General features: G+C 67.6%; 11 protein-coding genes and 1 rRNA gene. 7 read left to right on the top strand and 5 right to left on the bottom strand.

Annotated elements, in window-relative coordinates; all coding sequences use genetic code 11:
* The 5 genes from DMC61_RS27525 to DMC61_RS27505 form a co-directional block, all read right to left on the bottom strand.
* Positions 1-123 (bottom strand): 16S ribosomal RNA (locus tag DMC61_RS27525); the annotation flags it as partial.
* A gap of 349 nt (positions 124-472) precedes the next feature.
* Positions 473-1,717 (bottom strand): low temperature requirement protein A, encoded by a 1,245-nt coding sequence (locus DMC61_RS27520; protein ID WP_125692406.1) that lies wholly within the window; start codon positions 1,715-1,717, stop codon positions 473-475.
* Between the two features lie 456 nt (positions 1,718-2,173).
* Entirely contained in the window at positions 2,174-3,646 is a 1,473-nt protein-coding gene (locus DMC61_RS27515) for an MFS transporter (RefSeq protein WP_125692404.1), read from the bottom strand.
* Complete coding sequence (gene dnaE / locus DMC61_RS27510) at positions 3,646-7,230, bottom strand: DNA polymerase III subunit alpha (protein WP_125692402.1); 3,585 nt, start codon at positions 7,228-7,230, stop codon at positions 3,646-3,648. The genes DMC61_RS27515 and dnaE overlap by 1 nt, the downstream gene beginning before the upstream one ends.
* Before the next feature lie 204 nt (positions 7,231-7,434).
* Positions 7,435-8,520, bottom strand: a complete 1,086-nt coding sequence (locus tag DMC61_RS27505) for a plasmid pRiA4b ORF-3 family protein (protein WP_233594964.1) — start codon at positions 8,518-8,520, stop codon at positions 7,435-7,437.
* A gap of 131 nt (positions 8,521-8,651) precedes the next feature.
* Between DMC61_RS27505 and DMC61_RS27500 the strand changes: the two genes are divergently transcribed.
* The 7 genes from DMC61_RS27500 (at position 8,652) to DMC61_RS27475 (ending at position 15,594) form a co-directional block, all read left to right on the top strand.
* Positions 8,652-9,053 carry a nitroreductase/quinone reductase family protein gene (locus tag DMC61_RS27500; RefSeq protein ID WP_125692400.1) on the top strand — a complete coding sequence of 134 codons (402 nt, stop codon included), beginning with the start codon at positions 8,652-8,654 and terminating at the stop codon, positions 9,051-9,053.
* Positions 9,054-9,121: 68 nt separating this feature from the next.
* The gene (locus tag DMC61_RS41480) at positions 9,122-9,262 is read left to right on the top strand and encodes a hypothetical protein (RefSeq protein WP_199750119.1); all 141 of its coding nucleotides are present in this window, start codon (positions 9,122-9,124) and stop codon (positions 9,260-9,262) included.
* 98 nt (positions 9,263-9,360) lie between these two features.
* Positions 9,361-10,032 (top strand): FadR/GntR family transcriptional regulator, encoded by a 672-nt coding sequence (locus tag DMC61_RS27495; protein ID WP_016336099.1) that lies wholly within the window; start codon positions 9,361-9,363, stop codon positions 10,030-10,032.
* Positions 10,033-10,036: 4 nt separating this feature from the next.
* Entirely contained in the window at positions 10,037-11,476 is a 1,440-nt protein-coding gene (locus tag DMC61_RS27490; protein WP_125692398.1) for an amino acid permease, read from the top strand.
* Positions 11,473-12,426: an asparaginase gene (locus tag DMC61_RS27485; RefSeq protein ID WP_125692396.1), complete on the top strand. Its 954-nt coding sequence runs from the start codon at positions 11,473-11,475 to the stop codon at positions 12,424-12,426. The genes DMC61_RS27490 and DMC61_RS27485 overlap by 4 nt, the downstream gene beginning before the upstream one ends.
* A gap of 10 nt (positions 12,427-12,436) precedes the next feature.
* Positions 12,437-13,825 (top strand): aspartate ammonia-lyase, encoded by a 1,389-nt coding sequence (gene aspA, locus DMC61_RS27480; RefSeq protein WP_125692395.1) that lies wholly within the window; start codon positions 12,437-12,439, stop codon positions 13,823-13,825.
* A 146-nt stretch (positions 13,826-13,971) separates the two neighbouring features.
* On the top strand, positions 13,972-15,594 hold the full coding sequence (locus DMC61_RS27475; RefSeq protein ID WP_125692393.1) for a CocE/NonD family hydrolase: 1,623 nt from the start codon (positions 13,972-13,974) through the stop codon (positions 15,592-15,594).

Raw genomic sequence — 15,594 nt, 5'->3', positions numbered from 1 at the left:
TTGCCCACGTGTTACTCACCCGTTCGCCACTAATCCCCGGCCGAAACCGGATCATCGTTCGACTTGCATGTGTTAAGCACGCCGCCAGCGTTCGTCCTGAGCCAGGATCAAACTCTCCAACAATGTCAAATTTGATCGAGGCAAATAATTTGCTCTCAAAGGAACCTCTTACGAGGTTTCAATACATAAGCTCTACTGGCTTAGTTCACTAGCACACTGTTGAGTTCTCAAGCAACACACCCCGAATCGCACCGCCATCACGCGGCCTTATCCGAAGCAGTCATTTCTTGGCTTTTGTCCGGAGCACACCCTAGCACCTGCTCGAAACTGCCGTTTCAGCGGGGGTAGAGTTACCTCTCCGGTTCGGGACCACCCACTCTACCACCATCCGGTGGGAGCTTGGTTCGTGTTCCCGGCGGCCGCTCGGTTTCCCTGGCGACGAAGAGAACATTACACGGCCCGAAACCGGCGTTTACAGGGGGGTCCCTTTTTTCGCGCCGGCGCTCTGACCTGCATCGATCTGACTCTCCCCCGGCACCGGCTCGCCGTGGGTCGCGACGACGGTCAGCACGACGAGGGCGGCGGCGAGCCCCGCGGTGATGTGGATGGGCGCCGGCGTGAACGACGCGGCGAGCACGAGCACCGCGGTCACCGGGAAGCCGATCGCGATCGGACGGCATTCGTTGGTGGGGCCGATGTGCATGAGCCAGACGCTCACCAGGTAGATCGCGACGGGCACGGTCGTCGCCATGGCGGCGGGCAGGGACGCGACGTGCCCGGTGTGGGTGTCGTAGTCGACCGCCACCTCGAGGCCGGCACCGAGCGCGGCCGCCGAGGCGAAGATCAGGTAGTGCCCGTAGCCCCAGCTCGCGACGGTGAACAGGCTCTTCGCCTTCTCCAGCCTGACGTGGCCCGGCTGGTCGAAGTACAGCCACCACAGCGAGAAGACCAGCACGAGCCCGGCGGCGGCGAGCGAGATCAGGCTGCCGGTGTGCTTGCCCTCGTCCAGGCCTTCCTTGATCGCGGTGGTCGCGCCGAGGATGGATTCACCCAGCACGATGATCGTGAACAGGCCATAGCGCTCGGCGATGTGGTGCGGGTGCCAGCCCGTCCAGCGCTTGCGTTCGGCGATCACCGGGACCGCGAGTTCCGCCAGCAGGAGCAGGAAGAACGACGGCAGCGCCAGCGACTCCGGGAGACCGAGGCGGACGATCCACAGGATCTGGACGATCGTGATGCCGATGGCGTACCGCAGCGCGGCCGGGCGGCAGTCCGGATCGGTCCGCGCGGCGCGCAGCCACTGCACGACCATCGCGAGCCGCATCAGGACGTAGCCGGCGACCACGATCTCGAAGTCGCCGTCGAAGGCCGACGAGACACCGGCGGCGACGGTCAGTCCGCCCGCGATCTGCACCAGCGTCACCAGGCGATACGGGACGTCGTCGGTGTCGAACGACGACGCGAACCAGCTGAAGTTCAGCCAGCCCCACCAGATCGCGAAGAACACCATCCCGAAGCTGAGCACGCCGTGCCCGATGTGGTTCTCGGCGATCGCGTGGTGCAGACCGGCGGCGGCCTGCGCGACGGCGACCACGAAACACAGGTCGAACAACAGCTCCAGCGGGGTCGCGACCCGGTGGCCTTCACCGGAATCGCGCATCGTCATCGGCCGGTACCAGACCCGCAGCCGATTCCGCCGAACAGAACTCTCCGCCATCGGTGCTCCTCGCAATCTCGATCTGCGGAGATCTTCGCAGCCGGGAGCGGATGACACACTCGGAGAAACGCGCGGCGGGTGGGCCCGGGCCGGGTGCACCTCCCCAGGCGACCCCGCGCGGACCCACCCGCGCGATTGCCTCACCGCGACCCGGCTCGCCAATGGTGTCGAACCGGCCGCCGCCGAACGGTCCCCCGCGGACGCCGACGGCTGTCCACCGGCTCGTGACCGTAGGTGTCCATTCCTGAGAACTCCGGACTCACCACGATCGCTCCAGCCGATCGATCCATCCCCGATCGATCGACAGAAATACCACTGTCGGTAGCCGAGTCACAGCGGTGAAGGCTCCGTTAGGTGTACCCGGTTGCTCTGAGTAGCACCAGAGGATGACTGCCTCCGTCACTCGGATGGAGCATCCGATCTTGCCGAACGTAGTCGTCGGCCGGTGCGAAAGACTCAGCCGCGTTGACTGTCGGCGGCCGCCCGCTCGGCGTCCTCCCGCTCAGTGAGCGAGCGCCGCTTCCGGCGTGCGCGAAGTTCGATCACGGCGAGTAAGAGCGCCGAGCTCGTCAACGCGGCGGCGCACAGCATCGCCGCGGTCAGCGCCGACGGGTAGCCGCCGTTCGCGCCGAGTACCGCGTGGAAGACCGAGGCCAGCACGACGGTGCCGATCGCGGTGCCGATCCGCTGCCCGGTCTGCAACGCTCCCCCGGCCACTCCTGCCATCGACGTCGGGACGCATTCCAAGGTGAGCGTGGTGTTCGGCGAGATGACCATGCCACCGCCGACACCGGCGACGAGCAACGGCAACGCGAACCACCAGCCCGCTGCGGCGCCGGGATCCTGACCGGCGAGGACGGCGACCGTGACCATCCCGGCGATCACCATCACCAGCCCGGTGACGGTCAGCTTGCGGCCCCACTTCGGCACCAGCCGTCCCGCGATCGCCGCCGACACGGCCGAGCCGAGCGCGAAGGAGGTGACGGCGAGCCCGGATTGCAGTGGCGTGTAACCGAGGCCTTGCTGGAAGAAGATGGCGAAGACCAGCCACATCCCGGTGAACCCGCTGAAGTAGAGCGCGCCGACGGCCGCACCCGTCGCGTAGCCCGGGGTCCCGGTGAACAGGCGGGTGTCCAGCAGCGGCGGCCGACCGCGCCGCACCATCGAACGTTCCCAGCGCACGAAAGCGAAACCGAAGACCACCGCGACGACGAACAGCCACCACAGGCTGCTGAGCCCGCCCTGTTCGGATTCGATCAACGGCAGCAGGACGCCGAGTACGGCGACACCCAGCAGCATGATGCCGACGAAGTCGATCTCGCCCCGCAGGCTTCTCGGCGGTGTCTCCGGTTTCGGAAGCCATCTCAGGGCCAGCGCGAACGCCATGATGCCGATCGGCACGTTCACGTAGAAGACCCAGCGCCAGCCTTCCGGGTCACCGAAGACGGCGAGGATCACGCCGCCGAGCACCGGCCCGACCGCGGTCGAGATCCCGACGGTGGCACCGAACATGCCGAACGCGCGACCACGTTCGGCGCCGCGGAACAGGTCCTGGATCATCCCGCTGTTCTGCGGCGTCATCATGCCCGAGGCGAAACCCTGCAGGAGCCGCGCGATGATCAGCGTCGTCTCGTTCGGCGCCGCGCCGGCGAACGCGCTGGTCAGCACGAACGCGGCGAGCGCGAACAGGAACATGCGGCGGCGGCCGAGCGCGTCGCCGAGCCTGCCGCCGGACACCAGCACCAGCCCGAAGGCCAGCGCGTAGCCCGAAACCACCCACTGGATCCCGCCGCTCGACGCGCCGAGATCCTTCTGGATCGACGGCAGTGCCGTGTTGACGATGCTGACGTCGAGCAGGCCCATGAACCCGGCGGCGAGGGAGACGGCGAGCGCCTTCCAGCGCCGGGGGTCGGGTTCGTAGGTGGTCATCAGGTGCTGGCGGTGATCCCGGGGATGCCCTTGAGCTCACCGATCAGCATCGACGTCACCTTGACCGGATAGTCGTAGAGCGCGAAGACCGTCTGGTTCTTGCCGACCAGCTTGAGGTGCACCGGGGTTTCGCCCTTATGCGCCAGCAAGGTCTGCTTCAGCTCGCTGACCACCGACTGGTCGATCTTCTCCGCCGCGGCCAGCAGGACCAGCGGCAGGTCGTCGTCGCCGTTGCCGACCTCGGACAGGTCGAGCGGGACGAGACCGCCGCCGAAGATGGACATCTTGTCCTCGCGCCAGTTCACCCGGCCCTTGACCAGGACCGCGTTGTCCTCGATGAGGTCGGCGGAGAACATCGCGTAGGACTTCGGGAAGTACAGCACCTCGAGCGAGGCGTCCATGTCCTCGATGGTGCAGATCGCCCAAGGCTCGCCCTTCTTGTTGACCCGGCGCTCCAGCGAGGTGATCAGCCCGGAGACGACCAGCTCGCCTTCCTTCGGCGGGTCGGCGAGGATCGCGGCGATCGGCCGCGGCGCGTGTTTGCGCAGGATGCGTTCGGCGCCGTCCAGCGGATGCGCCGAGACGTACAGGCCGAGCATCTCCCGTTCGTAGGCCAGAAGCTGCTTGCGCGGGTACTCCTCTTCGCCGAACTTGAGATGCGCGAGCGGTGAAGAGGACGCCGCGGCTTCCGCGTCGTCGTCCCCGCCGAACCCGAAGAGGTCGAACTGGCCCATCGCCTCCTGGCGCTTGAGCGGGACCACGGCTTCGACCGCGTCTTCGTGCACCTGGATCATCGAAAGCCGGGTGTTGCCGAGCGAGTCGAAGCCACCCGCCTTGATCAGCGATTCGATGACGCGCTTGTTGCAGGCCACCAGCTCCGACTTGTCGAGGAAATCGGTGAAGGAGGAGTACTTCCCCTTCTCCTCGCGGGTCTTGATGATCGACTCGACGACGTTCGCGCCGACGTTGCGGACGGCACCCATGCCGAAGCGGATGTCCTCCCCGACGGCCGCGAACCTCAGCGCCGACTCGTTGACGTCCGGCGGGAGCACCTTGATCCCGAGGCGGCGGCACTCCGAGAGGTAGACCGCCGACTTGTCCTTGTTGTCACCCACCGAGGTGAGCAGCGCGGCCATGTACTCCGGCGTGAAGTTCGCCTTGAGGTACGCGGTCCAGTACGAGATCAGGCCGTACGCGGCCGCGTGGCTCTTGTTGAACGCGTAGCCGGCGAACGGGAGGATCGTGTCCCAGAGCGCCTTGATCGCCTCGGAGGAGAAGCCGCCGGGGACCAGCTCGCTCGACTTCATGCCCTCTTCGAAGCCGACGAACTCCTTCTCGAGGACCTCCGCCTTCTTCTTACCCATGGCGCGGCGGAGCACGTCCGCGCGGCCCATGGAGTAGCCGGCCACCTTCTGACCGATGTGCATGATCTGCTCCTGATAGACGATCAGGCCGTAGGTGTCGGCCAGGATCTCCTTCAGGGGCTCTTCGAGCTGGGGGTGGATCGGTTTGACCTTTTGCCGCCCGTTCTTGCGGTCGGCGTAGTCGTTGTGCGCGTTCATGCCCATCGGGCCGGGGCGGTACAGCGCGCCCACCGCCACGATGTCGTCGAACACCGTCGGCTGCATCCGGCGGAGCAGGTCACGCATGGGCCCGCCGTCCAGCTGGAACACGCCGAGCGTGTCACCGCGGGAGAGCAGCTTGTACGTCTCCGGGTCGTCGACGCCGAGGGTGTCGAGGTCGATGTCGATCCCGCGGTTGGCCTTGATGTTGTCGATCGCGTCACCGATGACGGTGAGGTTCCGCAGGCCGAGGAAGTCCATCTTCAGCAGGCCGATGGCCTCGCACGACGGGTAGTCCCAGCCGGTGATGATCGAACCGTCGTCACGCTGCCACAGCGGGATGGCGTCGGTCAGCGGGTCGCACGACATGATGACCGCGCAGGCGTGGACGCCGGCGTTGCGGATCAGGCCTTCGAGACCGCGGGCGGTCTCGAAGATCGTCTTGCACTCTTCGTCGGTCTCGACGAGGGCGCGGACCTCGGCCGCTTCGCCGTAGCGCTCGTGCTTAGAGTCGACGATGCCCGAAAGCGGGATGTCCTTCGCCATGATCGGCGGCGGGAGCGCCTTCGAGATCCGGTCCGCGATCGCGTACCCCGGCTGACCGAAGTGGACGCGGGCGGAGTCCTTGATGGCCGCCTTGGTCTTAATGGTGCCGAAGGTGATGACCTGCGCGACCTTGTCGACGCCGTACTTCTCGGTGGCGTAACGGATCATCTCGCCGCGACGGCGGTCGTCGAAGTCGATGTCGATATCGGGCATCGAGACGCGCTCGGGGTTCAGGAACCGCTCGAACAGCAGCTTCTGCGGGATCGGGTCCAGGTTGGTGATACCGAGGACGTACGCGACCAGCGAGCCCGCGGCGGAACCACGGCCGGGGCCGACGCGGATGCCGACCTTGCGGGCGTAGTTGATGAGGTCGGCGACGATGAGGAAGTAGGCGGGGAAGCCCTTCCCGATGATGACGTCGAGCTCGATCTCGATGCGCTCGTTGTAGTACGGGTCCGGCACGCCGTCCGGGTACCGCCACTTGAGGCCGCGCGCGACCTCTTCCCGCAGCCAGGTGCCCTGGTCGTAGCCCTCGGGGACCTCGAAGAACGGCAGCCGGTCCTTGTGCGTGTACACGTCCTTGTAGGACTCGACGCGCTCGGCGATCAGCAGCGTCGAGTCGGCGGCGCCGGGGACCTCCTTGTCCCAGTACTCGCGCATGTCGGCGGCCGACTTCAGGTAGTAGCCGTCGCCGTCGAACTTGAAGCGGTTCGGGTCGTTCAGGGTCTTGCCCGCCTGCACGCACAGGAGCGCGGAGTGGGTGTCGGCCTGGTCCTTGGTGACGTAGTGCGAGTCGTTGGTGGCCAGCGGGCGGAGGTCGAGCAGCTTGCCGATCTCGAGCAGGCCCTCACGGACCGACCGCTCGATCGGCAGCCCGTGGTCCATCAGTTCGAGGAAGAAGTTGTCGGCGCCGAAGATGTCCTTGTAGTCCGACGCCGCCTGGATAGCCTCGGTGCGCTGCCCCAGCCGGAGCCGCGTCTGCACCTCGCCCGAGGGGCAGCCGGTGGTCGCGATGATGCCGTGGTGGTTCTCCGCGATCAGCTCGCGGTCCATCCGGGGCTTGCGGTAGTAGCCCTGCATGCTCGCCAGCGAGGAGAGCTTGAACAGGTTGCGCAGGCCGGTGGAGTTCTCGGCGAGCATCGTCATGTGGGTGTACGCACCACCGCCGGAGACGTCACCGCCCTCACCGAACTCGTCGGCGCCGCGCTGGTTCGACTGGCCCCAGAAGACCGGCTTCTTGTGGAAGCGGCTCTCCGGCGCGATGTAGGCCTCGATGCCGATGATCGGCTTGAGGTCGTGTTTGACCGCCTGCTGGTAGAACTCGTCCGCGCCGTACATGTTGCCGTGGTCGGTCATCCCGACCGCGGGCATGCCCAGGCGCGCCGCCTCCTTGAACAAGGGGGCGATCTTCGCCGCACCGTCGAGCATCGAGTACTCGGTGTGCACATGCAGGTGGACGAAGGAATCGTTCGACACCAGCGAAAACCTCCCCTAGGCAGACGGATCCCTGGCTGCTTGACGCGGGCCGGTCCTCCCACCTTATGCGCCGGGGTTCTGCGGCGCCCTACGGGGTTGGACGGCCTTCGCGCGCTGCCGAGTCTGCTGGTTCGGCGAGATCAAATCCAGCAGCCTCGCCGGAGCGATCACCACCCGAATGGGCGCGAAGCGTGTCTCGCCGGGTCAGCTCAGCCGGGCCAGGCGTTCGTTGATCACCTCCCTGTCGAACCACTCCGGATCGAACCCGAAGCCGCCGAGTTCTTCGAGCAGTTCCTCGTTCTCTTCGTCGTACGGATCACGCCGTGCCTCCAGCAACATCTCGTAACTCCGCTCGTCTTCGCATTCCGGCGGAGGCGCGGCGCGTTCGCCGCCGAGGCAGCTCGGTGCTTCGGGGAGGGCGACCGGCCGCTCGACGCGGATCCAGTGCATCCAGCTCTCCGCCTCGTAGACGAGCCGGTGGCCCGGCGAAGTGACGACCTGGCCGAGTGTCACTTCGTCGTCGAAACGGTCGCCCTCACAGCTCTGCGCGTCGACGCTGAAACCTCCGTACGCGGTCTCGAACCGGTGGTACTCCCGTTCGTCGCGGTCGAACGCGGCCGCGAGGATCCGGTGCAGTCCGGCGAGGGTGACGTCGGAGCGGACTTCGAGCCTCCGCCAGATCGCGTCTTCCGGCTCGGTCAGGGCGACCGCCAGCCGAAGCCCGGTGACCGGCGCGGGCGGCGGAAGGACGAGCGGCAGCATGTCGGCCGACGGTGTGCGCGGCAGCGGATCGTAGCCGGGAAGACCGAGCCACCGGCGCAGCTGGGCGGCACGCTCGGGCAGATCGGGCCTCGGATCTCTCCCCACCTTCAAGAGGTCGGGGATCCTCTCGCGAATCCAGGCGACGGTGTCCGCTTTGACGTTCAGCGCCGCTTCGACCTGGCTCCGGAACTCCTCGGGGGTCAGCGGGGCCTCGACCAACTCGAAGCCGTTGCGAAGCACCGCCAGCGCGTCCTCTAGGTCGGCGTGGAGCTCGATCACGTCGACCTCGCGACCGTTCACCACCACTTCGACGCCCACCGTGCGTTTGCCGGCGGTCAGTGTGGCGGCCAGGACCACCAGGTCCTGATCCACCTGGCCTTGGACGACACAGCCGGACAGCTCGATCGGCCCGTGGAGCAGCTTCGGCCAGCGCTCCACCCTGGACACGTCCAAGGGCGCCCGCGTCCGGTGGGAGCGCTGGTGCTTCGGTCGTTTGGCGGGCTTGCGGCCGCGGCTGACGGGGGACACGGGATCAGTATCGCCAGCGGCACCGACAGTTTCGGGGTCGTGAGCTGCGCCGATCGGAAAATGCTTGCCGACCTGGGCGTGGATGTGCAGACTGACCAGCCGCCAAGATCAACCGAACGCCCGGAGAGTTGATGATCGACCTGCAGGCCATGAACGAGCGCGTGATCGCGGAGTTCCGCGCGAACGGCCGCCACGGCGACGGTCTCCCGACCTTGCTGCTCACCACCACCGGTGCCCGCACCGGGCGACGGCACGTGACGCCGATGCTGTTCCTGGCCGACGACGACCGCTACATCGTCTTCGCCGCCAACGGCGGCGCGCCCGGGCATCCGGACTGGTATCGCAACCTGGTCGCGGAGCCGTCCGTCGACGTCGAGGCGGACGGAGAGGCCTTCGCCGCTCACGCGACCGAAGTGACCGGAGCGGCTCGGGACCGTCTGTTCGCGAAGCAGGCGAAGGCGTTCCCGAGGCTGGCCGAGCACCAGTCGAAGACCACGCGGCCGTTCCCGGTGATCGCGCTCAGCCGCGCATGAACTCCCGGGGTCGTGAGTGGCGTTTCGGGTTCTAACCCGAAACGCCACTCACGACCAACGCGAACGTTGTGACACTGGCCACCTCGGCGCGGGAATCCGGTGTCACCACGGAACTCCGCGTCTACGAAGGTGCCCAGCACGGGTTCCAATTCACGGGTGGATACACCGTCGACAAGGACCTCGCACGATGGATCGAGGCGCTCGGCTGATCTCTTGACAAAGCCTGGGGCCGACCGCACGATCTCGTCTCATGAACCTGTCTGACAGCCAGACAGCCGGACATGGTGGTCCACGACGCGTCAGCGCGATGGAGGCCGTTCTGGCCCATCTCCGCGGCGCCATCGAGCGTGGCGAGTACCCCGTCGGCCAGAAACTGCCGTCGGAATCCGCGCTCGGCAAGGAGTTCGAGGTCAGCCGCTCGGTCGTCCGCGAAGCCTTGCGGGGGCTGCAGGCGCTCGGCCTCACCGTGTCCAAAACGGGCAAAGGGACCTTCGTGACCGCCACCGGGCCGGTCGAGAACCCCACCTTCGGCACCTACTCGGCCCGTGACCTGTTCGAGGTCCGGCGGCATGTGGAGATCCCCGTCGCCGGGTACGCGGCCGTGCGCCGCAGCACCGACGACCTGGACCTGCTCGGTCACCTCGTCGAGCGCATGGATCTCGAAACCGACAACACCGCATGGGTGGCGCTGGACTCGCTCTTCCACATCACCATCGCGCAGGCTTCCGGCAATCCGGTCTTCGGCAAGGTCATCGAAGAGATCCGGGACGCGCTGGCCCGTCAGTCGTCCTTTCTCAACCAATTGGGGGACCGTCGGACCCGCTCGAACACCGAGCACCGTGAGATCGTCACCGCCATCGCCTCCGGTTCCGAAGCGGACGCCATCGCGGCGATGACCTCCCATCTCGAGCACGTCGAGGACGCGCTGACCACCATCGTGCGGCCGGGCCACACGACGCACCAGAACAAGGACGACTGACACCGTGACCGAACAGACCCTCAGCGCGGACGGCAAAGCCGCGCCGGTGCCGGCCGACGCCGGTGACGCCGGCTACGACAAGGCGCTGAAACCCCGCCACGTCAACATGATCGCGATCGGCGGCGCCATCGGCACCGGCCTGTTCCTCGGCGCGGGCGGACGGCTCGCGCAGGCGGGCCCGGCACTCGCGATCGTGTACGCGGTCTGCGGCCTTTTCGCGTTCTTCGTGGTGCGCTCGCTCGGCGAACTCATCCTGTACCGCCCCTCCTCCGGCGCCTTCGTCTCCTACGCCCGGGAATTCATGGGCGAGAAGGGCGCTTTCGTCGCGGGCTGGATGCACTTCCTGAACTGGTCGACGACCGGTATCGCGGACATCACCGCGATCGCGCTGTACGCGCATTTCTGGTCGTTCTTCACCCCGATCCCGCAATGGGTGCTGGCGCTCATCGCGCTCGCGGTCGTGCTGGCGCTGAACATGGTTTCGGTGAAACTGTTCGGCGAGATGGAGTTCTGGTTCGCCATCATCAAGGTCGCCGCGCTGGTGACGTTCATGGGGATCGGGATCTTCCTGCTGGTCACGCAGCAGCCGATCGACGGCAACACGCCGGGCTTCTCGCTGATCTCCGACCACGGCGGGATCTTCCCGGCCGGGGTGCTGCCGATGGTGCTGATCATCCAGGGTGTCGTGTTCGCCTACGCCTCGGTCGAGCTGGTCGGCGTCGCCGCCGGCGAGACGGAGAACCCGCGCAAGATCATGCCGAAGGCGATCAACTCGATCATGTGGCGGATCGGGATCTTCTACGTCGGCTCGGTGGTCCTGCTGGCGATGCTGATGCCGTGGGACGCCTACTCGAAGCAGGAAAGCCCGTTCGTCACCGTGCTCTCGCACATCGGGGTGCCGCAGGCGGGCAACGTGATGAACCTGGTGGTGCTGACCGCGGCCTTATCCAGCCTGAACTCGGGTCTCTACTCCACCGGCCGCATCCTGCGGTCGATGTCGCTGGCCGGCTCCGCGCCGAAGTTCACCGGCGTGATGAACAAGAACCACGTGCCCTATGGCGGGATCCTGCTCACCTCGGCGGTCTGCGTGGTCGGTGTCGGCCTGAACGCGGTCGTGCCGAGCCAGGCCTTCGAGATCGTGCTGAACTTCGCCGCGATCGGCATCCTCGGCACCTGGGCGATCATCGTGCTTTCGCATCTGCTGTTCGTGCGCAAGGCCAAACGCGGTGAGGTCGAACGTCCGTCGTACCGCCTGCCTTTCTCGCCCTACACCGAGATCGCGACGCTGATCTTCCTCGTCGCCGTCGTGGTGCTGATGGGCTTCGACGAGGTCGGCCGGATCACCCTGTACTGCCTGCCGGTCATCGGGCTCGCGCTGGTGGCGGGCTGGTTCGGGGTCCGCAAGCGGATCAACATGGACGTCTTCGAAAAGACGAAGCTGTGACGCCGGAGATCCGCGTGCCCGCGCACGAGCCACTGGTGCACCTCCTTCGCGACGGCATGGTCGAGGGGGTGCACCACGGTTCGGCCGTGGTGCTCGCGCCCGACGGCCGCGTGCTGTTCTCCGCGGGCGACGTCGAGGCGGCGTTCTATCCGCGTTCGGCGGCGAAACCCTTGCAGGCCACGGCGATGGCGCGGCTCGGCGTCGAGCTGAGCCCCGCCGGGTTCGCCGTCGGCGCGGCCAGCCACTCCGGTGAGGAGATCCATCTCGCCGAGGTGCTCAGGACCCTCGACGGCGCCGGGCTCACCGCGGAAGACCTGCGGACGCCGGAAGACCTGCCGTTCGACCCGGTCGAGCGCGACGCTTGGGTCGCTTCGGGGCGGAGCGCCTCGAGGCTGGCGCACAACTGTTCCGGCAAGCACGCCGCCATGCTCGCGACCTGCCGCCTGCACGGATGGTCCACAAAGGACTACCTGGACGCCGCGCATCCGCTCCAGCGTGCGATCGCGGAAAGCGTCGAGGAGCTGACCGGGCAGCGGATCCCGAAGGTGGCCGTCGACGGTTGCGGCGCTCCCCTGTTCGCGGTCTCGCTGCGCGGTCTCGCCCGCGCGGTGGGCAGGATCGCCGCGGCGGCGCCGGGGACGCCGGAAGGCCTTGTCGCCGGAGGGATCCGGAAGCATCCGGAACTGGTCGCCGGCACGCGTCGCGACGTCACCGCGCTCATGCGCGCGGTCCCCGGCCTGATCGCCAAGGACGGTTTCGAAGCCGTCCAGGTCGCCGCGCTCCCGGACGGGACGGCGATCGCGATCAAGATCGCCGACGGCGGTGACCGCGCCCGCCGTCCGGTGCTCGCCGCCGCGCTCGCGTTGTGCGGCGTCGATCCGAACGTGCTGGAGCCCACCCCCGGCCTGCGTGTGACCGGCTCGCTCGCCGAACTCGACCTCGCCGCCTGAGGAGCCTTCGATGCACCGCGTGGAACACGATCTGCTGGGGGACAAGGAAGTCCCCGCCGACGCCTACTGGGGTGTGCACACCGCACGGGCCAGGGAGAACTTCCCCATCACCGGTACCGCGATCTCCGCGTACCCGCACCTGATCGAGGCGCTCGCCTCGGTCAAGGAGGCGGCCGCCCGCGCCAACGCGGATCTGGGGCTGCTGGAGCCGGACGTCGCCGACGCGATCCGCCGGGCGTGCCGTGAGATCCGAGAAGGCGCGCTGCACGACCAGTTCGTCGTCGACGTCATCCAGGGCGGCGCGGGCACCTCGACGAACATGAACGCCAACGAGGTGATCGCGAACCGCGCGCTCGAACTGCTCGGGCACGAGAAGGGCGACTACGCCCGCGTGCACCCGAACGAGCACGTGAACCTCGGGCAGTCGACCAACGACGCGTACCCGACCGCGGTCAACGTCGCGACGATCATCGCCGTGCGCGAACTGGCCGACGCGATGGTCGTGCTGGAGCAGGCTTTCGCGGCCAAGGCCGTCGAGTTCCACGATCTGCTGAAGATGGGCCGCACGCAGCTGCAGGACGCCGTCCCGATGACGCTGGGGCAGGAATTCGGCACCTACGCGGTCATGCTCGGCGAAGACCGGCTGCGGCTCACCGAGGCGGTGACGCTGCTGCACGAGATCAACCTCGGCGCGACCGCGATCGGCACCGGGCTCAACGCCGCGCCCGGGTACGCCGAAGCCGCCGTCGCGCATCTGCGCGAGATCACCGGCCTGCCCGTCGTGTCCGCCGCGGACCTCATCGAGGCGACGCAGGACTGCGGCGCGTTCGTGCACCTTTCGGGGGTGCTCAAGCGGATCGCGGTGAAACTTTCGAAGAGCTGCAACGATCTGCGGCTGCTCTCCTCCGGGCCGCGGGCGGGGCTGAACGAGATCAACCTGCCGCCGGTGCAGGCTGGGTCGTCGATCATGCCGGGCAAGATCAACCCGGTGATCCCCGAGGTGGTCAACCAGGTCGCGTTCGAGGTCATCGGCAACGACGTCGCGGTCACGATGGCGGCCGAGGCCGGGCAGTTGCAGCTCAACGCGTTCGAGCCGCTGATCCTGCACTCGCTTTCGGAGAGCATCACGCATCTGCGGTCGGCCTGCCTGGTGCTGGCGGAGCGGTGCGTCTCCGGGATCACGGCGAACGCCGACGTGATGCGGGGCTACGTCGAGAACTCCATCGGGCTGGTGACCGCGTTGAACCCGAGCATCGGGTACGCGGCCGCGACCGAGATCGCCAAGGAGGCGCTCGAAACCGGCCGCGGCGTGGCGGAACTCGTCGTCGAGAAGGGCCTTCTGCCCGCCGAGGAGCTGGCGAAACTGCTGAAGCCGGAGACACTCGCCCGGCTTTCCTGAGACCAGCGGGGCGGTACCGGGCGGTCCGCCCCGCGCCAGTGTCATGAAAGTGGCTTTCAGGACATTTTTCGTCCTGAAAGCCACTTTCCTGACATGCGGGTACGGTCGTAAGCGGAAGGTGATCCTCCGCACGAAAGGCGGCCAGCGTGCTCGACCGACTCATCGACCGGTACCTCGGCCTCCCACCCGCCGAAGGTCCCGCCCCCTCGGTGACCAAGGCGATCCCCGTCCCGATGCCCGACGGCGTCCGGCTCCTGGCGGATCGCTACGCCGTCGCGGGCGACGAGCCTCGGCCGGTCGTGCTGATCCGCACGCCGTACGGCCGCAAAGGCGTGATGGGCAAGGTCTTCGGCGAGACGTTCGCGCGGCACGGGCTGCAGGTCGTCCTCCAGAGCACTCGCGGGACCTTCGGTTCAGGCGGCGAATTCCGGCCGTTCAACCTGGAGAAGGAGGACGGCCTCGCCACCGTCGCCTGGCTGCGCGCACAGCCGTGGTGCGACGGCCGGGTCGCGATGGCGGGTGCGAGCTACCTCGGCCACACGCAATGGGCCGTCGCGCCGTACCTCGACGAGCCGCTCGAAGCGCTTTGTCTCGGTGTCACCGCGTCGGAATTCGTCTCGACCTTCTATCCCGGCGGGATCCTCGCGGTCGACAACATGGTGACGTGGTCGGCGCTGATCGGACGGCAGGAAGGCCGGTTCGCCGGTCTGCCGAACCCCTGGCAGACGAAGAAGACCCGCCGGGCCATGGCGCACCTGCCGGTGTCCGGCGCGGACGTCGCGGCCATCGGCAAGCAGGTGCGGTTCCTGCAGGACGTCTCCCGGCACGCCGAACCCGGCGACGACTTCTGGGCGCCGTCGGACCACAGCGCGGAGGTCGCCGCGCTGAGGACACCGGTGAGCATGGTGACCGGCTGGTACGACCTGTTCATCTCCGCCCAGCTGCGCGATTTCAAGGAACTCGCCGCGGCCGGCCGCGAGCCGCGGATCACCATCGGACCGTGGGCGCACGGCGAGCCCGCCAGCTTGAAAACGCTGATCACCGACCAGATCGGCTTCCTGTCCGCGCATCTCCTCGGCGATCGCGCACCGCTCAGGCAGTCGCCCGTGCGCCTGTACCTCCAGGGCTCCGGACGCTGGCTGGACTTCGAAAGCTGGCCGCCGGAATCCGACGCCACCCCGTACTTCCTGCGCCCTGGCGGACTTTCCGTCGCCGAACCAGTCGAGTCCAAGCCTGGCACGTTCACCTTCGACCCGGCCGATCCGACGCCGACCGTCGGCGGCCCGCTGCTGTCCGGCGTGCAGAAACAACAGGACAACAAGGAAATCGAGGCGCGGCAGGACGTGCTGCTCTTCACCGGTGACGTGCTGGAGCACGATCTCGACGTCATCGGCGAGATCTCCGCCCTCGTGCACGTCCGGACCGACCTCGGGCACGGCGACGTGTTCGTCCGGCTCTGCGATGTGGACCGTCGCGGCGTCTCCCGCAATGTCACCGACGGCATCCTCCGCCTTCGGCCCGGCGGTCCGGGGTCCGATGTGGACGGTGTGGTCGCGGCCGAGATCCTGCTCGACCCGACGGCCTACCGGTTCCGCCGCGGCCACCGGCTACGGGTGCAGGTCGCGGGCGGAGCGTTCCCTCGCTTCGCCCGCAACCACGGTACCGACGAACCTGTTTTCCGTGCGGTGGACGGGAACCCAGCGCGGTTCGAGATCTTCCACGACCCCGCTCATCCGTCCCGGATCACGCTGCCGGTGTTCGCGGGGTAG

It is taken from the genome of Amycolatopsis sp. WAC 04169 (assembly GCF_003947535.1).
Lineage (GTDB): Bacteria > Actinomycetota > Actinomycetes > Mycobacteriales > Pseudonocardiaceae > Amycolatopsis > Amycolatopsis keratiniphila.
Note: the sequence above shows the minus strand (reverse complement) of the source record. Positions and strands in the feature narration are given on the sequence as shown.